The sequence below is a fragment of the Amycolatopsis sp. NPDC049868 genome, assembly GCF_044461365.1.
GTDB lineage: Bacteria > Actinomycetota > Actinomycetes > Mycobacteriales > Pseudonocardiaceae > Amycolatopsis.
Genome location: NZ_JBITKV010000009.1, coordinates 348,404 through 369,083 on the forward strand (window position 1 = coordinate 348,404; position 20,680 = coordinate 369,083).

21 protein-coding genes are annotated in these 20,680 nt (G+C 67.3%); 10 read left to right on the forward strand and 11 right to left on the reverse strand.

The features are described from left to right. Window positions 1–6 precede the first annotated feature (6 nt). Window positions 7–465 carry a GNAT family N-acetyltransferase gene (locus ACIBTM_RS32445; protein ID WP_395880958.1) on the reverse strand — a complete coding sequence of 153 codons (459 nt, stop codon included), beginning with the start codon at window positions 463–465 and terminating at the stop codon, window positions 7–9. 90 nt (window positions 466–555) lie between these two features. On the opposite strand from ACIBTM_RS32445, the gene ACIBTM_RS32450 reads away from it, so the two are divergent. Next, the gene (locus tag ACIBTM_RS32450) at window positions 556–2,139 is read left to right on the forward strand and encodes a hypothetical protein (RefSeq protein WP_395880959.1); all 1,584 of its coding nucleotides are present in this window, start codon (window positions 556–558) and stop codon (window positions 2,137–2,139) included. A 10-nt stretch (window positions 2,140–2,149) separates the two neighbouring features. On the opposite strand, the gene ACIBTM_RS32455 is transcribed toward ACIBTM_RS32450, so the two are convergent. From ACIBTM_RS32455 to ACIBTM_RS32465, 3 genes are all read right to left on the reverse strand, one after another. Continuing rightward, window positions 2,150–2,593 carry a hypothetical protein gene (locus ACIBTM_RS32455; RefSeq protein ID WP_395880960.1) on the reverse strand — a complete coding sequence of 148 codons (444 nt, stop codon included), beginning with the start codon at window positions 2,591–2,593 and terminating at the stop codon, window positions 2,150–2,152. 64 nt (window positions 2,594–2,657) lie between these two features. Continuing rightward, a complete protein-coding gene (locus ACIBTM_RS32460; RefSeq protein ID WP_395880961.1) occupies window positions 2,658–2,846 on the reverse strand; it encodes a hypothetical protein in 189 nt (62 codons plus the stop codon). Window positions 2,847–2,901: 55 nt separating this feature from the next. Beyond that, the gene (locus tag ACIBTM_RS32465; protein ID WP_395880962.1) at window positions 2,902–3,306 is read right to left on the reverse strand and encodes a hypothetical protein; all 405 of its coding nucleotides are present in this window, start codon (window positions 3,304–3,306) and stop codon (window positions 2,902–2,904) included. A gap of 74 nt (window positions 3,307–3,380) precedes the next feature. Between ACIBTM_RS32465 and ACIBTM_RS32470 the strand changes: the two genes are divergently transcribed. Further along, on the forward strand, window positions 3,381–4,592 hold the full coding sequence (locus ACIBTM_RS32470) for a GNAT family N-acetyltransferase (protein WP_395880963.1): 1,212 nt from the start codon (window positions 3,381–3,383) through the stop codon (window positions 4,590–4,592). A 313-nt stretch (window positions 4,593–4,905) separates the two neighbouring features. On the opposite strand, the gene ACIBTM_RS32475 is transcribed toward ACIBTM_RS32470, so the two are convergent. The 3 genes from ACIBTM_RS32475 to ACIBTM_RS32485 form a co-directional block, all read right to left on the reverse strand. Then, window positions 4,906–5,352: a hypothetical protein gene (locus ACIBTM_RS32475; protein WP_395880964.1), complete on the reverse strand. Its 447-nt coding sequence runs from the start codon at window positions 5,350–5,352 to the stop codon at window positions 4,906–4,908. Window positions 5,353–5,395: 43 nt separating this feature from the next. Beyond that, window positions 5,396–7,822: an NACHT domain-containing protein gene (locus ACIBTM_RS32480; protein WP_395880965.1), complete on the reverse strand. Its 2,427-nt coding sequence runs from the start codon at window positions 7,820–7,822 to the stop codon at window positions 5,396–5,398. Between the two features lie 161 nt (window positions 7,823–7,983). Then, window positions 7,984–8,946: a helix-turn-helix transcriptional regulator gene (locus tag ACIBTM_RS32485; protein ID WP_395880966.1), complete on the reverse strand. Its 963-nt coding sequence runs from the start codon at window positions 8,944–8,946 to the stop codon at window positions 7,984–7,986. Between the two features lie 241 nt (window positions 8,947–9,187). Between ACIBTM_RS32485 and ACIBTM_RS32490 the strand changes: the two genes are divergently transcribed. Continuing rightward, window positions 9,188–10,645, forward strand: coding sequence for a pyridoxal phosphate-dependent decarboxylase family protein (locus tag ACIBTM_RS32490; protein ID WP_395880967.1), 1,458 nt, complete (start codon window positions 9,188–9,190; stop codon window positions 10,643–10,645). A 417-nt stretch (window positions 10,646–11,062) separates the two neighbouring features. Here ACIBTM_RS32490 and ACIBTM_RS32495 read toward each other — a convergent pair whose 3' ends face one another. Then, on the reverse strand, window positions 11,063–11,275 hold the full coding sequence (locus tag ACIBTM_RS32495; protein ID WP_395880968.1) for a hypothetical protein: 213 nt from the start codon (window positions 11,273–11,275) through the stop codon (window positions 11,063–11,065). On the opposite strand from ACIBTM_RS32495, the gene ACIBTM_RS32500 reads away from it, so the two are divergent. Next, window positions 11,274–13,424, forward strand: a complete 2,151-nt coding sequence (locus tag ACIBTM_RS32500; protein WP_395880969.1) for a putative bifunctional diguanylate cyclase/phosphodiesterase — start codon at window positions 11,274–11,276, stop codon at window positions 13,422–13,424. The genes ACIBTM_RS32495 and ACIBTM_RS32500 overlap by 2 nt on opposite strands. 40 nt (window positions 13,425–13,464) lie before the next feature. Here the strand turns inward: ACIBTM_RS32500 and ACIBTM_RS32505 are convergent, their stop codons facing one another. Beyond that, complete coding sequence (locus ACIBTM_RS32505) at window positions 13,465–14,286, reverse strand: SAM-dependent methyltransferase (protein WP_395880970.1); 822 nt, start codon at window positions 14,284–14,286, stop codon at window positions 13,465–13,467. A 153-nt stretch (window positions 14,287–14,439) separates the two neighbouring features. Between ACIBTM_RS32505 and ACIBTM_RS32510 the strand changes: the two genes are divergently transcribed. The 3 genes from ACIBTM_RS32510 to ACIBTM_RS32520 all read left to right on the forward strand — a co-directional run bounded on the left by ACIBTM_RS32510 (window position 14,440) and on the right by ACIBTM_RS32520 (window position 17,505). Further along, a complete protein-coding gene (locus ACIBTM_RS32510; RefSeq protein WP_395880971.1) occupies window positions 14,440–15,756 on the forward strand; it encodes a cytochrome P450 in 1,317 nt (438 codons plus the stop codon). A 92-nt stretch (window positions 15,757–15,848) separates the two neighbouring features. Beyond that, a complete protein-coding gene (locus ACIBTM_RS32515) occupies window positions 15,849–16,853 on the forward strand; it encodes an alpha/beta hydrolase (RefSeq protein WP_395881000.1) in 1,005 nt (334 codons plus the stop codon). Between the two features lie 163 nt (window positions 16,854–17,016). After that, on the forward strand, window positions 17,017–17,505 hold the full coding sequence (locus ACIBTM_RS32520; RefSeq protein WP_395880972.1) for a DoxX family protein: 489 nt from the start codon (window positions 17,017–17,019) through the stop codon (window positions 17,503–17,505). A gap of 87 nt (window positions 17,506–17,592) precedes the next feature. Here the strand turns inward: ACIBTM_RS32520 and ACIBTM_RS32525 are convergent, their stop codons facing one another. Further along, the gene (locus ACIBTM_RS32525) at window positions 17,593–18,051 is read right to left on the reverse strand and encodes a hypothetical protein (protein WP_395880973.1); all 459 of its coding nucleotides are present in this window, start codon (window positions 18,049–18,051) and stop codon (window positions 17,593–17,595) included. A 112-nt stretch (window positions 18,052–18,163) separates the two neighbouring features. Here ACIBTM_RS32525 and ACIBTM_RS32530 point away from each other — a divergent pair, with 112 nt between their 5' ends. After that, a complete protein-coding gene (locus ACIBTM_RS32530; RefSeq protein WP_395880974.1) occupies window positions 18,164–18,547 on the forward strand; it encodes a hypothetical protein in 384 nt (127 codons plus the stop codon). A 77-nt stretch (window positions 18,548–18,624) separates the two neighbouring features. On the opposite strand, the gene ACIBTM_RS32535 is transcribed toward ACIBTM_RS32530, so the two are convergent. Continuing rightward, window positions 18,625–19,032: an ArsR/SmtB family transcription factor gene (locus tag ACIBTM_RS32535; protein ID WP_395880975.1), complete on the reverse strand. Its 408-nt coding sequence runs from the start codon at window positions 19,030–19,032 to the stop codon at window positions 18,625–18,627. Window positions 19,033–19,169: 137 nt separating this feature from the next. Here ACIBTM_RS32535 and ACIBTM_RS32540 point away from each other — a divergent pair, with 137 nt between their 5' ends. Both ACIBTM_RS32540 and arsB read left to right on the forward strand, forming a co-directional pair. Beyond that, the gene (locus tag ACIBTM_RS32540) at window positions 19,170–19,574 is read left to right on the forward strand and encodes an arsenate reductase ArsC (RefSeq protein ID WP_395880976.1); all 405 of its coding nucleotides are present in this window, start codon (window positions 19,170–19,172) and stop codon (window positions 19,572–19,574) included. A gap of 29 nt (window positions 19,575–19,603) precedes the next feature. Next, complete coding sequence (gene arsB, locus ACIBTM_RS32545; RefSeq protein ID WP_395880977.1) at window positions 19,604–20,677, forward strand: ACR3 family arsenite efflux transporter; 1,074 nt, start codon at window positions 19,604–19,606, stop codon at window positions 20,675–20,677. Window positions 20,678–20,680: the final 3 nt, after the last annotated feature.

Sequence of the window (20,680 nt, forward strand, 5' to 3'; positions counted from 1 at the left end):
GCGCCCCTAGCGGCCGCAGCGGTCTACGCGTTTCCACGGCCAGTCCGAGACGAGCCAGCGTGCGACGGCGTCGGCGAGCGCGGTATCGAGGTCCGCTTTGTCGGCCCGCACCCAGGACTGCACCGTGACGTCCCACTCGTCGGAGGCCGTGGGGTACAGGTAGACGCAACCGATGACGTCGTCGTCGGCCGGGCTGAGGACGGTGAACGTGAAACCGGTGTGCCGCGCGAAGTCTCCGGCGTGGCGGCGCAGGTCGGCGAGGTTCTCCTCGAGGGTCATGCCGTCGCGCGGCGGCCAGTCGCCGTCGGGATAGCCGGGTGTGGAGCGAATGTGCTCGATACTCGACATCCAGGCGGCATGGTCGGCCGCATTGTGTTCCGGTCCCAAGGGTTCGAGGCGGAACTCGCCGGTGACGAGCGCGGTCGGCGGGAGGAAACCTGCTGGTACGAACGCATCCGCGGTCATGGTCAGGACCGTAGTGGCAGACCGGGCGGCCCGCACTCGAGTTTCGCCCCGGCGCTTGCCGTCGTGCCGCGGGCAGGCCAGCATGATCGGATGTCAGACGAGGGGATGCAACAGCGCCTGCTCGGCGCGGTCCGCGACGGCGAGGTGCTCGACCTGGCGGGCGGCGGACCGGTCGATCCGGCCGAGATGCCGTCTTGGGGGAGCGGTCGCATCGTCTCGGCGGCGCTGATCCGCGAGCTGGTCCGTGGCCGCCGGGACTTCGAGGCGGACCCGCACGGGCTGCGGCTGCGCGGGGCGCGGATCGCCGGCCGTCTCGACCTGGCGAACATCGACGGCGATCTGCGGGTCGAACTGGTCGACTGTTTCGTACCCGAGGGCCTGGACCTGCGCGACGGCCGCCTGCCGGGACTGGTGCTGGACCGTTCCCGTTTCGGGCAACCCGCGGGTTCGCAAAACCCGCCGGTGGACGCCGAACGTTTCACCGCCTCGGCGATGACGATGAGGGGAGTGATCGCCAGCGCCGGTGCCTCGGCCGGCGCGGTCCGGCTCCGCGGCGCCCATCTCGGGCTGCTGGAGTGCGACGGGGCGCGGCTGGAGAACACGTCCGGGCCCGCCATGGACGCCGAGTTTCTCCGGGTCGATCATGGTGTGTCCCTTCGCGACAGGTTCGGAGCCACCGGCACTGGTGAACAGGGCGCGGTCCGGTTCGTCGGCGCCCACCTGGGGCGGCTGGAATGCGATGGGGCGAGCCTGGCGAACCCGAACGGCCCCGCCTTGCAGGCCGACCGGCTGCGGGTCGATCACGGCGTGTTCCTCCGCAGCGGATTCCGGGCCATCGGTGTGGTCCAGCTGGTCGACGCCCACGTCGGCTTGCTGGATTGCGATGGGGCGCGGCTGGAGAACACGGCCGGGCCCGCCCTGCACGCGAACGGTCTGCGGGTCGACCGAGCCGCGTTCTTCCGCAACGGCTTCCAGGCCACCGGCACCGCACCCGCCGTCCTCCGCTTGAACGGAGTGTCGGTCGAGGGCTCGCTGTGGTTGGACACCGGCGGGGTGACCCGGTCGGATCAGGCCTCGGGGGCGCTGATCGACATCGGCGAGACGACCTACGGAGATCTTCCGGAACAGATCGGATTGTCCCGGTGGCTGGAGTTGTTGCGCGCCCACACGCCGGGCTACGCCGCCCAGCCCTATCAGCAGTTGGCCGCCTTCCATCGCGCGGCAGGCCACGACAGCGAGGTGCGGGACATCCTGATGGCGCAGCGGCGTGATCAGATCCGCCGCGGCGGGCTTCGGTGGCACGACCGGACCTGGGCACGATTCACCGGGCTGGCCCTCGGTTTCGGTTATCAACCCTGGCGGGCGCTGCTGCTGTTGCTCACCGTCCTCGCCGGCTCGGTCGTGCTGGCCCTCGTCCTCGGCGGGCAGGGCGGCCTGGCGCACACCGCCCGCGCGAGTGCGCCGGCGACGCCGTGTGGTGTCGTGGAACGGATCGGGGTGGGCCTGGATCTGGGGCTGCCACTGGTCAAGACGGGAGCGCGGGAGCTGTGCGCCCCCACCGGTACCGCCACCGGGCAGACTCTCACCGTCGCGGGCTGGATACTGCAGCTGGCGGCGTGGGCGTCGGCCACCCTGTTCATCGCCGGCTTCACCGGCGCCGTCCGCAAGACCTGACGGCGGACGGCTACCTTCGCTCGAAGACGAGGTCGAAATCCTTGCGCCAGGTGGATCCGTGATCCTCGGACGCCTCCCAACGCCCCGTGATCCGATCCGGCCCGACCTCGGCGACAAACCGTTGGAACATGTCGGGGTCTTCGCGGCTCAGGCTCCAGTGCGCTCCGTCGAAGGTCATGGCGAAGACCCGGCACACACCTCGTTCATCGTGGTACAGAGCCGTGTAGGCGTCGCGGGTGTCGCTGCGACCGAGGACCAGGACCATCTCGCTCGTGGCCTGCCCGTCATCGCCGCCCATCGTCCAGCGAAGGACCACGAACGCGTCACCGAGCCACTCGATCGTCGCCGAACCCGGCACCTCCTGATCGGCCGGTTCCAGAAACCACGCGTTGCTCAGCGTCGTCCGCCACGATCCGACCAGGACGTCCAGCCGTCCCATGGCTTCGTTGCGCATCGCTTCCTCCTCGCGTGGTCCGGTGATCCGCCAGCGTAGCGCCGGCCCGCGACGCCCGGCGAACTCAGCGCCGGAGCGCTCGATAGCGCCTGAGCAAGGCGGTGATCCGTACCGGGTCGGCGGTGTCGTTCAACTCGGCGAGCAGGTCGTCGGGGCACAACTCGTAATGGTCGCCCCACCACCGCCGCGCCTTGTTGTCCCAGATCCGATACCCGCCTGGCACGCCCCTCGCCACGTATCGCCGCTTCGCCAATCAGCCACCTCCTGTGCAGTCCTCCGTCAAAGGATGGCATCGGACCGAGCGTCGCTCACGCTCGCCGACGGTCGTACTCGTCGAAAGCCTCTGCCACGTCTCCGTCCAGGATCATGGCCAGGGCGTAGGAAATGGTCCAGATCCATTCGTCGAGAAGGGCCGCGTCCGCAGCACTGATCAAACCGTTCTGGCCGAGCATGCCGTCGGGCGCGACACCCCAAGCCCGCGCGAAGTGACACATCCCGACCACGGCGGAAACCACCTCGCGGGGAACCAAGTCGGCCTGCAGCGGTTCGGCAAGGGCTCGCAAGGCCGACATCACTTCGTGGTAGTTCGCCTCGCGCAAGCCGGAGTACGGCCGCAAAGACCCCAGGAAGCCCACCTGCCAGCGCGGATCGTCGACATCCGGGTGTAAGCATGAGTGGAACAGGAGGGCTTCGCGGGCATCGGCCGGGGTCATGAAAGAACGCTAGCGCAAGAGTTCCGGTGGCAAATCGTGTGGTCAGGGGCCGACCACGACCGTACGGTGAGCCCATGTATGCCGGGCTCGCGGAGCGCATCGAGGCGAACGTCGCCGAACATGCCTGTCATCTGCATCGCCGTACCGACGGTATGACCGTTACGGAAACCGACGATCTGGTGATCGCCGACAGCGGTATCGAAGGCGATGCCGGTACCGGTGCCGACATCTTCAACATCGTCGCGAACGCTCGTTTCGCGCCGGATGAGAGGAAGAACCGTCTCTCCCTCACGGCGTTCAAGCTGCGTTTGACCGGCCGCGCCTTCTCGTGGTGGGCCGGTCCGAATTCCGCGGATATGCCGTTCGGCTCCGTCGAACTGACGGCAGGGAAGAGGGAAGCCGCGATGTGTGCCCGCACCGCGGACATCTCGGGTGCAGGCCCGCACCCGGATCTGGAGATCCGCCGAGTCCGCACCCCGGAGGAATTCGCCGACTACGCTCGAATCCTGGCCGCCGACTGGAATCCACCAGCCGTCACCGTTGCGGAGTTCTACGATCGTGTGGCTCCGTCCGCCCTCGCCGAGGATTGCCCGGCGCACTATCTGATCGGTTACCACCATGGCGAGCCGGTGAGCGCAGGCGAGATTTTCCTGCACGCCGAGGTCGCCGGTATCTACAACATCTCCACTTTGCCCGCCTCCCGGCATCGGGGATTCGGCGGCGTCATAACCTTGGCCGCTGTGGACAGTGCTCGCGCCGCCGGATACGACACCGTGGCGATCCGAGCGTCCGCCGAGGACGAGCCGGTGTACCGCAGGCTCGGTTTCCGTGTCGGTGGCTGGTACACCGAGTACCCCGTCCCGATTGTTCCCTTGGAGGACCGCGGCTACACCACGCGGGAGCAGCTGATCTCCATCGGCTTCGAACACGTCCACGTGGAAAACGAGCGCTACGACGGCCCGCAAGCCGGTGTCGCCGACATCTCCGGCGTTCCCCACTACTTCGTCAGGCTGAACAGCTTGTTCGAGGACGGTGATCAGTTCTCCGTCTGGCCGATCGACGACGGGAGTCTCGCCCTCGAACAGGAAGCCTGGCGTCTCTACGTGAAAGCGTGGGATGCGGGGGACCATGAACCCGCGCGCCTCACTGAGCTCGACGCGCTGCTGGAGGCTCGCCGTACCACGCCGCCCGCCATCGCACGGACGATGTTCGCGCAATGGCGTTTCGACGAACGCGATGCGCGCCACGACGACAGCGGACCTACCTACATGATGCGCTGGCGCTAGTACCGCAGGTTCGGTTTCGATCGATGTTCTTCCGGCTCGGTCATAGCGCATGGTCGATACCGACGCGGACCGGCTACACGAGATGATCGACGAACTCAGGCGGATGCGGGAGCAATGCGAGCCCAAGTCAAACCAGAACCCGAGGTATCTCCGCTACTCGAACGCAGTAAGCGCCTTGCGATGGATCATCGACGACCTGGCCACAGAGAACCGAGCCTGAACTCATCGTTTGCGCGCCTGGGTCACGTCGCGGTATGACAGGACGGCGTTCCTGTCTGCCGCCGAGTCCGGAGCGCGCTCGATGATTCGTGAGCTAGGTGCTCACGGGCTCACGGCGCAACGCCAGCGTGGCGCACACGGTGGCCAGCAGCCAGATGACAGGTCCCGCGATTCCGCCGATGGGGTCGACATGACCGGGAACCACGAGAAAGACCAGGAACGCCACGTCGACCACACCGAGCACGGCGACATTGAGCCAATACCCCAAACGGCTGTTAACGCGATTCATGGCCACCGCCACGAAGATGGCCTGCGCACCCAGCACGGTCACGCATATGAAGAAAAGAAGGCTCTCAGCTGCCAGTTCGGTACCGGGCCTGCCGTCGGCGAGATCACCGATCACCATCGAGACACCGAGCCCCATGTGCAGCAGGCCCCACAGCGCATATAACGCGGCAGCACCAGCTGCCCACCGACGAACCCCCGCCATCTCGACCCCCATCGTCACATCGAACGCACCAGCCCCGTCGTGGTCCGGCAATGGGCGAAACTACTCCCCTCCGAACCGCGCCACATCGGGGCGATCACCGATCTCGACCCCGGAGATCGTCGGACAATGGCACAGGGACCTGCCCACACCTCGGCATGTGCGCGCTTCCCGCGGCTGGAGAGTGCTTTGCGCGCAAGCGGAGTCGGGCGGGTTGGTCTTGTCTTGTGGCGAGGCGGTCGTGGAGTTTCGCGTGCCGGAACTGGTAGAGCGGGCCGGTTTGGCGGAGTAGGCCCAATCTGTGCGCATCGTTGAGGAAAGCCAGGAGACGTAGCGGGATCTGGTTGCGGGTGCGCAGTGCGATCACCGTGATGAGGTAGCGTCCGCTGGGGTGGTGCAGGCCGATCCCGAGTGTGATCGTGACGGTGACGAGCAGCCCTACCGTAATTCTGGATGTCATGTCGGTCCCGCCGCTCAGTGCGTCCTGAACGCCGAGCGCCACGCCGAGCGCGGCCCCTCCCGCTAGCGATTTGACGTACACCAACTGCAGGTCTCGGCCGAACGTGACGGTCGGCGTCCGGGGCTGTTCGTCGGTGATCGGGGTTTCCGCCCACGCGATCACCCCGATCGCGAGCCACGACGCGAGTCCGCACACCATTCCGAGCAGCAATCCGGATGCCAGTCCATTCAGGACCGCGTCGGCGAGCCCCAGCAAACCGCCGAACACGAACCCGAGGGTGCCGCCGAACATGAACCCGGCTCCGAAACCGGGCACGAACCGCAGCGCAAGGCCACTCTCGGCCCAGCCGGTGAGCTTGCGCGCGAGCAGCCGGGTCCGCCCGCGCAGCCGGAGGTCCGCATAGGCCGGCCGGTCCGCGGGGGCGGGCCCGGCGGCCCGCGCCGTCAGCACGGCGACCAGCACGATGGAAACGGCGGCCACGACCGTGAACACCAGTGCGGGCACGAGTATGCTCGCCAACCCCGCGCCGATGCCGATCGCCAACATGTCCAGCCCGAAGACGAGACCGAGGACGTGCCCGACGTTCATCCGGCGTGCGAACCCGACCACGAGTCCGAACACCAGGCCGAGCACTGATCCGACGACGAGCGCGTCCGCGAGCGACCACTGAAGCCCATCGTGGATCACGACCGCGAGCGCCACCGTGAGTCCGGCGACGAGTCCGGCCATGACCGCGACCGTTCGTGGGGCCGCGCGGTGCAGTTGCCACCAGGCGAGGTCGCGGCTGCCGATCGTGCTCAGATGGCGGGCGAGGAACGTGAGCCACCTCGTGGCGTCGGCCGGATCCCAGGCACGCCGCGGACGGAACGGGTGCTCGTCGTCGTTGGGCAGGGGAGGGTTGGCACGGATGACAGCGTCCACCAGGTGGTCGAGCAGGTGGTCGATCACCGTGTCGGCGTCGGGGAAGGCGCTTGCGTCACACAGCTTGGCAGGGTCAGCGCGGGTGTCGAGGTACACCTTGCGCAGCAGCCACAGCGCCAGCGGAGTGGACAGCGCGTGGGTGACCGGACTATCCACCCCGTCTCGGAGAGACGCCAGCAGATGGTGCCAGGTCCCAGCGGTGCCCGGCGGGAGGCAATCGGTGAGGTAGTCGGCGGCGTCGGCGGGCGTGAGCGGGGCCGGTTCGATCACCGCGCCGCCGGTGAGCGCGTCACCGCCCGGCGCGGCGACGGCGGACTGGTACTCCACGGTCCGGCAAGTGAGCACGAGCGGATCCGCGGCGGTTTCGTTCAGGCGGGCGAGGATCGCGGGCCGAACCTCATCGGACAGTTCGTCCAGTCCGTCCAGCACCGGCAGAACCCTGCGCTGGATCACCAGCGAACGAGCCGCGTCCGGTCCGAACACGGTGGCACGCAGCGCCGGATAGTCCTCGGCCAGCCGTCGGATCAACCACTCGGACAGCGACTCGGCACCGGGATCCCATCCGGACATCGACAGCAGGACGGGCACGGGGTCGCCCGGCTCGGCGTGCTCCAGCAATTCGCGGAGCAGCAGCAGCGCCAGTGTTGTCTTGCCCATGCCCGGCGCGCCAAGGATCACCAGCCGCCGCCGGTCGAGCTTGCGGAACCCGGCTGCCACCTCGCCGATGCGGTCAGTCCGGCCGGCGAACCCACGTCGGCCGCGGCCGCGCGGCAGAGCCCCGCGCGTGCTGTGCTCGACTCGGTCCACGACGTCGAGTCCGGTGCTCCGCCACCGCACAGCGAGCGGACCGGGATCGTCCAGCTGCCGAACGTTGATCTCGTCACGCCACTGGCCCAGTACCTGGCTCGCGAGCTGACGCTGGGCGGCGTCGGTCTGCTCCGGGGTCGAGGTCGTCAGAGCCACGGGCGGTGACCGACGTGCCCATACGGCCAACCCCAGAACGAGAGGAGTCAGAGCCGCGATGAGACCACCGATACTGGTCGCCGAGCGCAGCCCGTCCGGCGAACGAAGGGCAAGAGCGATCACCGTCGTCCCGGCCGCGAGCGCGACCACGACAACCGCCCACCGCTTTCCGCCCCTCATGCCACCAAACTCGCCAGCAGCTCAGTCCCGTTACGGCAGATGGATCCCCTACACCGAATCGAGTCATTCCTGACACGGCCGCGCAATGCACATGATCAGCGGCATGTGCGGACATTCGGTTGCCCGCCAGGGGAGGCGGGGCCAGCCGGGCGGAGTTCGGGTCAGGTGTCGCGTTGCAGGGTCTGGTAGGGCGGGCAGCCGTAGGCGGCGCGGTAGTAGCGAGCGAAGCGGCCGGGGTGGAAGAAGCCCCAGCGGGCGGCGATCTCGGTGACTGTGACCTTGCCGCGCGGATCGGTGGCCAGTAGGTCCTGGTGCGCGCGCTGGAGACGGGCCTGGCGGAGATATCCCATCGGGGTGGTGCCGCGGTGGCGGCGGAAGGCGTGCTGGACGGCGCGGATGGTCACCTGCGCGGCGGCGGCGATGTCGGCGACGCTGATGTCGTCGTAGGCGTGGTCGTCGATGAAGGCGATGGCGCGGCGCAGAGTGGCGGGGTGGGAGTCGTGGCGGTCCTCGATGGTGGGCTCGACCAGCGCGGTGCTGGGAAAGGTGGTCAGGACCATCGCGGCCAGCATCCGCCCGGCCGCACCGGCCACGAGCGGTTCGGCCATGACGTGGGGCCGGTCGCGCAGGCCGGTTTCGAGGTAGTCGATGGTCGCGGCCAACTGCCGGGCGGCGACGCGGGTACCGGGGCGCAGGTCGGTGAACCGCAGCGGTGCGGGGTGGCGGGTGTCGGCGGTGGCGGCGACCTGGCCCAGTATCGGGAAAGGGACGGTGACGACCTGGATGCCACCGCTGGATGTCCGCGCCCGGTAGGCGGTGCTGTCCTCGGCCCTGGCGGCGAGGAACACCTCGCCGGGGCCGAACCGGTGCTCGGCGCCCACGGACCGGTAGTCGAAGGTCGCGGTGCGGACGCGGCCGAGCAGCAGCGTCGGCATGTGCTCCACGGTGTAGGTCATATCGACGGTGTGCACGGTATCGATGGCGAACGTGGCGGCGGCCAGCCTGGTGTGACGGAGTAGGCGACCATCCGTGCGGCCACCAAGCCGGATGCTGTCGCCGTAAGCACCGCGGATGTACTCGCCCCAACGGTCGTAATCGCGGGTTTCGAACAGCGCGGCGGTCATCGTCAGAACTCCTGGACACAGAAGGACAACGGCGACGTGAGGTCCAGCCGCCACGAGTACGGCGAGCAGCCTCCTCCTGCCGGGACGGAAACGCAGGTCCCAGACGAGCACAACCACGCGGATGGAGCACAGACTCCGCCGAAGCCCCACCGAACGGGGGGCACCTGGTGCATCAGCGGGCGTTCATTGCCGAATAAGGCCTCCTCGGCTCTCGATCACCGGTGACGCTAAGGTGATACTTGTGCACAGAACGCAACATTCGGTCGAAGGTCCCCTGGCGATAGAACCGGACGACTTTCGGCGGGAACTCATCCGCGCGGCGAACTGGGTCGCCGACTACCTCGATGCGGTGCCCGCGTCGCCGGTCACCCGCCCGTTACCGCAACAGCACCGCCGGTATCTCTCGGCCTCTCCGCTGCGCGACAACGGACAGCCGTTGTCTGGGTTCCTCGACTTCATCGACACCGACGTCGCCGCCTATCCAGGGGGCAACGGGCATCCGGCGTTCTTCGCGTGGATCACGACCCCGCCCGCGCCGATCGGCATCCTCGCCCACCTCATCGGCACCACGCTGAACGCCAGCTGCGGCTACGGCGAGAACGCACTGGTGGACATGGAACGCGGGGCGGTGCGCGCACTGGCGGACCTGGCAGGCCTGTCCCCACGCACCGGCGGCGTGCTCACCAGCGGCGGATCGATGGCCAACCTGCTCTGCCTGGCCGCCGCCCGCACCTGGTTCCTGAACTCCCGCGACGCCACCGATGGCGTGGCCCATGACGAGGTCCACGCGCGCTTGGTGTGCTACCAATCCACCGAGACCCACATGAGCGTCACCAAAGCGGCGCGCACCATGGGCCTGCCACTGTCACGTATTCGCCACGTCCCGGTCACCGCGGATCTGCGGATGGACCTCAGCGCGCTGCGGACACTCATCGAAGCGGATCTCGCCGCCGGACGGCTGCCGTTCTGCGTGGTGTCCAACCTCGGCACGGTCGGCACCGGCGCGATCGACCAGGTGTCGGAGATCTCCCGGATCTGCGCGGAACACGGCATGTGGCACCACGGCGACGGTGCCTATGGCGGTCTGGGCAACGCGCATCCTGACCTGGCCCCCTACTACGAAGGAGTTTCCGAGCTCGACTCGCTGACCGTGGATCCGCACAAGGTGCTCAACGTACCCATCGCGTGCGGCGCGGCACTGGTCACCGACCCGAACCGGCTGCGTGCCGCGTTCTCCACCCAGGCGTCCTATCTGGACGGCAACGACGAATGGCCGTGGTTGTCGGAATCGACCCTGGAACTCACCCGGCCCGGTGGCCGGGCTCTGAGCGTGTGGGCTGTCCTGCAGCAGCTCGGCCGCGAGGGCGTACGTGACCTGATCGAGCATTACCTGAGCCACGCCCGGCTGCTGCGCGAGCTGGTCCGTGAGCGACCGGATCTCGAGCTGATCACCGAAGGACCGTGGGCGATAACCTGCTTCCGTTACTCGCCAAGAGATTTCGACGGTGACATCGACGGTCTCACCGCCCGGATCGCAAGCGAGCTACAGGACGGTGGCAAGGCGTTCCTCGCCACCGTGCGAGTGCACGGCGTGCTGACGCTCCGCGCTTCGGTATGTGGTCACCGCACCACCAAAGCCGACATCGAAATCCTGGTCACAGAAGTGATCCGCATCGGCAAGCAACTCACCGCACGCTAGCAATTGTCAGCGGCTTTCGACGTCATTGAAAAGTCTTTCGGGAAACGCGATTCTGGGCGCTGACGCGATTCACCAACTTCGGGCCCGTGTGGGAAATTCTCCAGCGAGCCGAGGCCTGATGCGCCATCTTAGGTGCCCTTTGGCGCATGGCGACAGTACTCCATCGGTTGATGCGCCATCACACCGATGGACCAACCGCGAACTCGGCGGTAGTGAGTAGGCTTTTCGCCTCAAGGCGAACGATCCATGCGGTGACGACGCCACAAAGAACGCGACTATCCACTGGGGCGCGCACAATTTCCGAGTCGATCAGGACGCCGCGGAGCAGGCCGAGAAGATCATGCGCGGCATCCGGGCCATCGCCAGGGGCAGCCGCCGCGGGCAGCTACGATGAGGCCGAGATATCGTTCGAGGGTTTCATGCTGATCGAACTGTGGCGGCCCGGGCGGAACCGGCGATATTTCGGGAAATCCCGAAATCGATTCGCATGTCCACGGTGGCGTCGTCGGGAAGATCTGCTAGGGCATCACCCCGTAGTGGGTCTGCCGTACTCTTGTCGGCCTCGGACGAAAAGCCGAATCGGCGCGAGCGGCCGGTCGAGGATACGGAGATCAAGGGGTCGAACGTCATGACCAGGCCATTACCTTCCGGCGGGCAGGAGCGGCCTGCCGGAACGCAGCCTCTCGCTTCGCGGCGGGAACGCGTCAAGGTCGCGCGAAAATGGGCCTATCTCGTCAGCGGCACCACTTACCTCCCCTTGTCGCACGACCAGATCGAACGAGAGTTGCTTGGCCTGCTCGATCGGCTGCTCGATGCGCTGGCGGGGGACCAGCCCGCCATCGAGAGCGCGGCGGAGGTCGGCGCCGAACTCGTTCGGCTGCACTGTGTCGGCAAGACGAGCCTGCAGTGCACGGTGGACGTGCTCGCCGCCGCGTTACTGGCGCCGACGGATTCACGCTCCGCCGACCGGTTACCGGAGCGCGTCGCCAGGTTGCTCGGTGCGCTGGCGTCCGGTTACGTGGAGGCGATCCGTTCCGCGGCCGACGAGCAGCGGGACACGAGTGACCAGGCGTTGCTCAACGCGGTCCAGGAGTCACAGCGTGAGTGGCGGGCCAGTGAGGCCCAGCTGGACGAGATCTTCCTCGGTTCGCCGAATGGGATCGCGGTCACCGGGCCCGATGGGCAACTCGTCCGCACGAATCCCGCCCTGCACCGGATACTGGACCGGGTGTCGAGCGAGGTCGCGGGCGGCGACCTGTTCGAGTTCGTACACGAGACGGATCGGCCGCTCCTGCGGGACGGCTACCGTGATCTCCGGGACGGCAAGATCGACCGGCTGCGATCGCGCCCGCGCTTCGTCACCAAGGACGGCGAACTGTTTCAGGCCACGCTGACCGCTTCGCTTCTGCGCGGTTCGCAGGGCTACGTCACGATCGTGGCCGACGACGCGGAGCTGAAGCTCCTGCAGAACCAGCTGCGACACCAGCTGTTGCATGACATGCTCACCGGTCTGCCGAACCGGCAGTTCTTCAGCTCGCACCTTGAGCATGTGCTGCACCAGCCGAATCCGGCGACGCTGTACCACGTGGATCTCGACGGGTTCTCGTTGGTCACCGATGGTCTCGGCAGGAGTGCGGGAGACAGACTGCTGCGGATCGCCGCGGACCGGCTCAGATCCGTGGTGGCGGGCGAGAACGCGATGGTCGCGCGGTTCGAGAGCGACAAGTTCGGCATTCTGATCGAGAACTCGGCGAGCACGCCGGACATCCCCACGATGATCGAGCGGATCAACGAGACGCTGTCGGAGCCTGTCTACATCGACGAGAAGGGCGTGGCGGTGACGGCGTGTTTCGGCGTGGTCGAAGACCTTACCCGCGGTGTCGAACCAGCCGAGTTGTCGCGTTCGGCGGACTTGGCGATGCGGCGGGCCAAGAGCAAGGGGCCTGGCCGGTGGGAACGGTACGACCCGGTATGGGACATCCGAGCCAGGGAGACCATCGGCCTGGTGGCCACCATGCCCGGGGCCTGGGAGAACGGCGAGCTGGGCGTCGGCTACGAGCCGCTGGTACGTCTGACCGACGGCGAGATCGTCGGGGCCGAGGCACGGCTGAGGTGGGAACATCCGGAGCTGGGACTGCTGCCAACGGAACGGTACCTCGACCTCGCCGAGCGCACCGCGCTGATCGGCGCGCTCGGCGCGTGGGTGGTCAAACGTGGCTGGACGGACAGGGCCGCGGGCGGCGGCGCGGACATACCGCTGCTGGTACCACTGACACCGAACCAGCTGGCCGATCCTCGGTTGACCGGGACGATCCGGGGAGTTCTCGACAACGAAGCGCCGAACCCCGACCGGTTGTGGCTCGGCCTGCCGGCCGCGGCATTGCTCGTAGCCGGGCACGAGCTCGCCGACAACGCGCGCGTGCTCGCCGACCTGGGGATCGGAGTGGTACTGCTCGACTTCGGCGTGACGCCGGGCGAGCTGGCGTTGCTTGAGGACCTCCCGGTACACGCCGTACGCCTCGACTCTCGACTTGTGTGGCAAGCCGCCGATGAGAACTCGATCGCCCTCGCCGGGGCGAGGAACATGATCGCGCTGGTTCGTCAGACGGGGATCACTGTGCTCGCAGGCGATCTCGAAACCAGCGCTCAGGCACGGTGGTGGCAGCGAGCGGGCGTCGAGCTGGGAATGGGCCCGCTGTTCACCGGCGACGAGGGACCGGTGACCGACATCGGATCCCTCATCGGCGGTGGACGGGCCGGTCAGGTTCGAGGCCGGTGAGTCCCAATGTCCTGAGTGGACAGTCGCTTAGGTGTCCGCTTCAGGGTTTGCGTGCCACTCCGGCGTAGAGGACCTGGTTCAGTGTCGGGTCTTCGGCGATGTCGCCGGGCCCGGCGGGGCGCCAGGTGCCGCACCCGACCAGGCCGGGTTCGAGCAGTTCGAGGTCGCCGAACATGGTGAGCACCTCGTCGTAGGGGCGTGGCGTGACCTGGTCGCCGCCCTTTGTCGCGATCTTGAGTGCTTCCTGAACCTGGTAGCGCAGGTAGTCCTCGGTGATATGTGTGAGCGCCAGGTAGCTTTCGGAAGCCATCGCGTCGATGTAGTGGCGCATGAGGCCACGCGGGTCGGACTCGTCCGGGATCCAGTGCAGCATGCACAGGAACAGCATGCCGATCGGCTCTTCGAGATTCAGCTGCCGACGCAGCTGAGGATCGCCGAGGATCCGTGAGGGGTCACGGGCGTCGGCCTTGAGCACGGTGGCGCGGTCGTTGCCGGTGAGAATCAGTCGGCTGTGCGCGACCGCGACGGGGTCGTGGTCCACATACACCACCCGGCATTCCGGGTCGGCGTCCTGCGCGATTTCGTGCACGTTGCCGACGGTCGGCACACCCGAACCGATGTCGAGGAACTGGCGGACGCCCTGGTCGATCATGAACCGGACAGCCCGTCGAAGGAACGCGCGGTTGAGTCTCGCCACACCCCGGGCGTAGGGCACGAATTGCTCGGCCCGCGTGGCGGCCTCGCGGTCGACGGCGAAGTTGTGGCCGCCGCCCAGCATGTAGTCGTAGATCCGGGCGGCACTGGGCACCGTTTCGTCGGTGCCCGGTGGGACCCAGTCCGGCAGTCGCGTCAGTGTCAACACCCCTCATCGCTTTTCCTCGGAGAGCGGCTGAGCTTACTCATCCCGGGACGGTGATCGCTTCACGACTGCGTAGTCACCCGATCGCGTGCTGTGGACTTCCGCCGAATGGCGCTAACGTGTTCTCTTCCCTTCCGCGTCGACGATGGAGTGCGGATGCCGGCACCGGTTGCACCCGGTCGATGGCCACTGATCGGACACACTCCGGCGATGCTGCGTCGTCGCTTCGGATTCACGTCGTCGTTGTACGCTCACGGAGATGTGGTGCGGGTCTATCTCGGCCCGATGGAAACGTATTTCGTGACCAGTCCGGAACTGACGCACCAGGTGCTGGTCACCGACGGGAACAATTTCCGTAAGGGCGCGATGTTCGAGAAGTTTCGCCCGTTCGTCGGCAACGGACTCGCTCTCTCCGACGGTGTACTTCACCTGCGGCAGCGCCGATTGATGCAACCCGCTTTCCACCACGCCGCGATCGCGGGATACGCCGAGATCATGACGAGAGCGGCCGCCGAACTGGTCAGCCCATGGAGGCCTGGCGACGTGCGCAGGGTGGACCATGACATGCAGGCACTCGCGGTCGCCATTGTCGGCGAGGCGCTGTTCTCCACCGGACTGGGCAAGGCCGCGATCGAGGAGGCCCGCAGGTCGATCCCGGTCATCCTCAAGTACGGCATGATCCGCGTGCTCTCGCCCGCGTTCGTGGAGAGGCTTCCCATTCCGGCCAACCGGCGGTTCGACGCGGCCGTCGACCGCATGCGCACGATCGTGGAAAAGCTCATCGACGACTGGCGTGCCGAGCGGGCCGACCTGTTGTCCATGCTACTGCTGGCCAGGGACGCCGACACGGGCGAGGGGATGACCGGCGAGCAGGTGCGCGACGAGGTCATCACGCTCCTCACCGCGGGGATCGAGACCAGCGCGCTGGCACTGTCCTGGCTGTTCCACGAAATCGCCCGGCACCCCGAGGTCGAGCAGAAGCTCCACAACGAGATCGACGAGGTGCTCGGCGGCAGGCAGGCCACCGCCGAGGACGTACCACGGCTGCTCTACACGCGGCAGGTCATCAACGAGGTCCTGCGGATGTATCCACTGTGGATCCTCATGCGCCGGGTCACCACAGAGGTCGATCTCGGCGGTGTGCGCCTGCCACCGGGCGCCGAGGTGATAATCAGCCCGCACGCCATGCATTTCGATCCGAGGTTCCACGACCATCCCGGTCGTTTCGACCCGGACCGCTGGGCGAGCAAGCGAGCCAAGGAGCTGCCCCGCGGGGCCTACCTCCCGTTCAGCGCGGGTGCCCACCAATGCATAGGGAATTCCTTCGCCATGACCGAGATCGCGATCGTCGTGGCGACGATCGCCGCGAAATGGCGTCTGGTTCCCGTCCCTGGCAAGCAGGTCCGAGTGAAGTACACGACCACCGCGTACCCGAGCCGGCTGCCGATGACAGCCGTCCCGCGCTTTCACTAGTCGTCAAACACACTATTTCAGTGGAGGTTCGTTTCATGCATTGGCGTCCTGGCAGAGTGAAGCGCCGTCCTCTGCGCCGTGCCGGCGCGACGATGTTCGCCGTCCTGCTGACCGGGTCACTGCTGGCGCCCGCGCAGGCCCAGGCCGATGCGGCATCCTGCCGGGACGTGACGTTCCCGGTGCAGCTGGCCGGGCTGCTTCCCCAGATCGTGCACGGCAGACTGTGCGAACCAGCGCGAGGTGCGCGAACCGTTCAGGTGCTGGTCCCCGGCGCCACCTACAACAGCGTGTACTGGGACCCCGCACCCACTCCGGAAACCCATTCGTTCCGGCTCGCGATGAACAAGGCCGGCTACGCCACCCTTGCGATAGACCGGCTCGGCACCGGGGCCAGCTCCAAGCCGCCCAGCGCCTTGCTGACGGCGTTCACCGAAGCCGACGTGGTACACCAGGTGATCCAGGCCGTCCGGCACGGCGACGTCGGCTCGCGGTTCGACAAGGTGATTCTCGGCGGACACTCGCTCGGCTCCGCCATCACCGTGCTCGAAGCAGGCACTTACCACGACGTGGACGGCGTGCTGATCACCGGACTGGCACACCACGTCAATCCGCCCGGCGCGCTGATCATCTTCGGCTCGTTCATCCCCGTCGCGCTCGACCCGGTGATGTCGCAGCTGGGGCTCGACCCCACCTACCTGACCACCCAGCCAGGCACCCGATACGCGGCATTCCACGCACCCGGCCCCGACGTCACCGAGATGACCGCCTACGACGAGGCCACCAAGGACGTCGTCGCCCCCGGCGAACTGCTCGACGGCGCCGCTCTCGCCGCGGTGCTCCCGTACACCTGGCAGATCACGGTGCCGGTGCTGGTCGCGCTCGGCAGCGGGGACGGCGGCCTCTGTGGCCCGCTCGCGACCGACTGCACCTCCTCGGCCGGCCTGCTCCAGTCCGAGGCGCCGTACTACTCCGCGGCGGCACAACTGCGGACCTACGTACTGCCCGGCTACGGCCATTCGATCAACTACGCACCCAACGCCCCCGACTACCACCAAGCCGTAACACAATGGGCCGACACCATGGGACTGTCTCAGTAACAGCGTGCTCGGTCCGGTCTCCTCCGGTGTCAATCCACAGTGGACGGATCGGCCGGCGACTCCGACCGGGGCCCCACTTCGGCGGTTGTGCCGGGACTCGACATCGTGGAACGCTATTGGCAGCCGACAACGGCAACAAGCCGACACAGGTGGTGAACACGGAATGAACCGGTTCGCAGCAGTGGTACGGCCAGACGGGCCACCGGCCGCGATTCTCATCCGGCTGGCGGTCGGCGCGGTCTTCCTGTCCGAAGGCATCCAGAAGTTCTTGTTCCCCGCCGAGTTGGCGGAGGGACGGTTCGCCACGATCGGGATTCCCGCACCGGGGTTCTTCGGCCCGCTGGCCGCGGTGGCCGAGACCGCCTGCGGCGCGCTGCTCTTGGCCGGGCTGGTGACCCGGTTGGCGACGTTGCCGTTACTGGTGGACATGGTGCTGGCGCTGGCGTTGACCAAGGTGCCGATCCTGTGGGGCGGCTCGGCCGACAAACCGAAGGCGCACGGGTTCTGGGATATGGCGCACGAGGCGCGTACCGACTGGGCGATGCTGCTCGGTCTGCTGTTCCTGCTGGCGATCGGGCCGGGCCGGTGGTCACTGGACGCACTGCTCGCGCGCCGGGTGACCGCTCCCGGCGCGCAGCAGTCAGTGGAGTGAGTGCGGCCGACGGCGACCTGGGTTTCCGGGGTGTCAACGGGGAATCGTGTGCTCAGGACTCAGGATGTCCTGCGTCGGGTAGAGCCTTCACTGGACAGGCGCCGCATACGCAGGGGTTGACACGTGGCCTGCCAAGTCCTTCTTCAGCTGGGTTCGTAAGAGGGATACCTGGCGGACGATCGCGCAACCGCGGCGGCGTTCGGCGTCGGCGGGGGACAACGCGGTGAGTTGCGCGGCCAGTGCGGCCGGCTTCATCTCGCCGATCGGGCAGATGAGGTTGCTGTGGACACCTACGAACAAGTCGCGGGCCGCGGCCGAGGTGAGGATGCCGTCGCCGTCGTAGAGCTTCTTCAGCTCTGCGGGCTCCAGCGGAGTAGTGCGGAAAGGGGCTGCGGGTGCGGTCAGCGCCCAGAGCCGCACGTACGAATCGACCTGACGTTCAGCGAGTTTGAGCCGGATCTGCCGCCGATAGTTGTGTGCGAACCAGAGCCCGACCAGCCCCAGTAAGACGGTTCCGGCCGCCTGAACCCACGTCGTGATCGCCATGTCACGTCAACTCCCCGCTCTACGACCGCATCGATCGGGTCGAGTTAGTAAGCATGTGCGTATCATAAGCACGGTGCAGTCATCTCAAGCTGAGGCGAAGTGAGGAGCGAGCATGATCAGAGGGAGGTGGATGCCCGGCCATGCCGCGGACTTTTCCGGAGACGTGCTGGTCAGCGTCACGGCGTTGACGCTCGACGACTTCCGGAGCACGCCGGGCGCTTATCGGGCGGGCTACGTGCTCAGCCGCTTGTGGCCCCGGTTGCCCGGCGCGGTCGGCCAATGGCTGTGGGCCGAACCGCTGCGTCGGCGGCTGGGGTCGGTTTCGGTGTGGCGCGACCACGAAGGCTTACGCGGTTTCGTCGGATTGCCTGCCCACGTGGCGATCATGCGGAAGTACCGCGACCTCGGCACCACCCGCGCCACCACCTGGCGCACAGCCGACCTCGATCCGCGAGCCATCTGGCGAAAAGCCGGCCAGCGGCTGAGAGCGGAGTGAGGCGCGAAACCACCGCCAGGAACGGGAAACCTGGCGGTGGTTCCCGGTCACAACGTGTTGTGGTGGCCGCCATCGGTTCAGCGGCTCTCTGAACCTGACGATCGCAGCGGCGCGGTCCGATCGGCCAGCGGGCCGCCGGCGCGCAGAAGTGTCTCCAGTGATCGGAGTGACTCGGGAAGGACTCTGTACCAGCTCCAGGTGCCGCGTCGCTCCCGATCGAGGATGCCCGCCGCGACCAGAACGCGGAGATGATGACTCAGTGACGGCTGCGGCATGTCGAACTCTTCGGCGAGATCGCAGAAGCAGGCCTCTCCGCCGGGTGAATACCGGACCAGCGACAGCAGCCGGATCCGGATCGGATCCGAGAGGGCTTTGAACAACTTCGCCGCTCGCTCGGCCTCGTCGTGGGCGACGACCGCCGCGGGCTCGGCCATCAGCAGCGTGATGGGCACCGGCTTCCGGCCGCGCCCGTTCTCCGTCGCCACGTGCCCTCCTCGGTCCGAGTGACCTTCGACGGCGAGCGTACCCGTTGGATTGACAAACATCGATGCAACCCTTTTGAATTGGATTCACAGACTTCGATCCAGGCTGGCCCGGGACGAGCACCGAGAGGACTCCGCTGATGACCCGCACACCCGAGGTGTTGTTCGTCTGCGTGCACAACGCCGGTCGCTCGCAGATGGCCGCGGCGTTGCTGCGGCACTACTCGCTCGGCCGGGTCGCCGTCCGGTCCGCGGGTTCGGAGCCCGCCGAGATGGTGAACCCGGCCGCGGCCGCGGCGCTCGCGGAGTGGGGCTTGGACATCACCGCCGAGGTGCCGAGCAAACTGTCCACCGACGACGTCGAGGCATCCGATGTGGTGATCACCATGGGCTGTGGGGACACCTGCCCGGTTTTTCCCGGCAAGCGGTACCTGGACTGGCCCCTTGACGACCCGGCCGGGCAGGGAGTGGACGCCGTCCGTCCGATCCGGGACGAGATCGACCGCCGCGTCCGTGGCCTGGTCGCCGAAATCCTTGACGCCTGAACGACTTCGCGAAGCCAGGAGACCCCACCGTGACACATGTCGCCGACGAGGCCGACGTCCTGCACAAACTGTCCTTTCTGGACCGTTACCTGCCTGTTTGGATCATCGTCGCGATGGTGGTCGGGCTCTTGTGGGGCAGCGTGATCCCCGGTCTGCAGGGGGTGCTGGACACGGTGAAGATCGGGCAGGTGTCGCTGCCGATCGCGCTCGGGCTGTTGCTGATGATGTACCCGGTGCTGGCGAAAGTCCGCTACGACCGGCTCGGCGCGGTGACCAAGGACCGGCGCACGATGGTGCTTTCCTTGGTGCTGAACTGGATTCTCGGCCCGGCGCTGATGTTCGCGCTCGCCTGGCTGATGCTGCCGGACCTGCCCGAGTACCGGACCGGCCTGATCATCGTCGGTCTCGCCCGGTGTATCGCGATGGTGATCATCTGGAACGACCTCGCCTGCGGTGATCGCGAGGCCGCGGCGGTGCTCGTCGCGGTGAACTCGGTCTTCCAGGTGATCATGTTCGGGGTGCTCGGCTGGTTCTACCTCGATCTGCTTCCCGGCTGGCTGGGTCTCGACACCACCAGCATCGACTTCTCGCCGTGGGAGATCGCGCTCAGCGTCGTCATCTTCCTCGGGATCCCGCTCGCCGCGGGCTATCTGTCCCGCCGCGTGGGGGAGCGAAACAAGGGCCGTGACTGGTACGAGGGCACATTCCTGCCGAAGATCGGCCCGGTCGCCTTGTACGGCCTGTTGTTCACCATCGTGATCCTGTTCGCCCTGCAAGGCGACACCATCACCTCCCGGCCGCTCGACGTCGCCCGGATCGCCTTGCCGCTGCTGGCCTACTTCGCGATCATGTGGATCGGCGGCTACCTGCTGGGCAAGGCGTCCGGGCTGTCCTACGAGCGCACCACGACGCTGGCGTTCACGGCCGCGGGCAACAACTTCGAACTCGCGATCGCCGTCGCCATCGGCGTTTTCGGCGTGACATCGGGGCAGGCGCTCGCCGGGGTGGTCGGACCGCTCATCGAGGTCCCGGTGCTGGTGGCCCTGGTGTACGTGAGTCTCTGGCTGCGGAAACGCTGGACCGCGCAAGCCCCGGCGGAGTGACCG

Excerpts from the sequence above, each read along its gene's own strand:
- ACIBTM_RS32500 (WP_395880969.1), top strand. The coding sequence starts at position 11,274 with ATGACCAGGCCATTACCTTCCGGCGGGCAGGAGCGGCCTGCCGGAACG.
- ACIBTM_RS32450 (WP_395880959.1), top strand. The coding sequence starts at position 556 with ATGTCAGACGAGGGGATGCAACAGCGCCTGCTCGGCGCGGTCCGCGAC.
- ACIBTM_RS32525 (WP_395880973.1), bottom strand. The coding sequence starts at position 18,051 with ATGGCGATCACGACGTGGGTTCAGGCGGCCGGAACCGTCTTACTGGGG.
- ACIBTM_RS32480 (WP_395880965.1), bottom strand. The coding sequence starts at position 7,822 with ATGAGGGGCGGAAAGCGGTGGGCGGTTGTCGTGGTCGCGCTCGCGGCC.
- ACIBTM_RS32540 (WP_395880976.1), top strand. The coding sequence starts at position 19,170 with ATGACCCGCACACCCGAGGTGTTGTTCGTCTGCGTGCACAACGCCGGT.
- ACIBTM_RS32510 (WP_395880971.1), top strand. The coding sequence starts at position 14,440 with ATGCCGGCACCGGTTGCACCCGGTCGATGGCCACTGATCGGACACACT.
- ACIBTM_RS32520 (WP_395880972.1), top strand. The coding sequence starts at position 17,017 with ATGAACCGGTTCGCAGCAGTGGTACGGCCAGACGGGCCACCGGCCGCG.
- ACIBTM_RS32495 (WP_395880968.1), bottom strand. The coding sequence starts at position 11,275 with ATGACGTTCGACCCCTTGATCTCCGTATCCTCGACCGGCCGCTCGCGC.
- ACIBTM_RS32455 (WP_395880960.1), bottom strand. The coding sequence starts at position 2,593 with ATGCGCAACGAAGCCATGGGACGGCTGGACGTCCTGGTCGGATCGTGG.
- ACIBTM_RS32445 (WP_395880958.1), bottom strand. The coding sequence starts at position 465 with ATGACCGCGGATGCGTTCGTACCAGCAGGTTTCCTCCCGCCGACCGCG.
- ACIBTM_RS32530 (WP_395880974.1), top strand. The coding sequence starts at position 18,164 with ATGATCAGAGGGAGGTGGATGCCCGGCCATGCCGCGGACTTTTCCGGA.
- ACIBTM_RS32515 (WP_395881000.1), top strand. The coding sequence starts at position 15,849 with ATGTTCGCCGTCCTGCTGACCGGGTCACTGCTGGCGCCCGCGCAGGCC.
- ACIBTM_RS32470 (WP_395880963.1), top strand. The coding sequence starts at position 3,381 with ATGTATGCCGGGCTCGCGGAGCGCATCGAGGCGAACGTCGCCGAACAT.
- ACIBTM_RS32485 (WP_395880966.1), bottom strand. The coding sequence starts at position 8,946 with ATGACCGCCGCGCTGTTCGAAACCCGCGATTACGACCGTTGGGGCGAG.
- ACIBTM_RS32465 (WP_395880962.1), bottom strand. The coding sequence starts at position 3,306 with ATGACCCCGGCCGATGCCCGCGAAGCCCTCCTGTTCCACTCATGCTTA.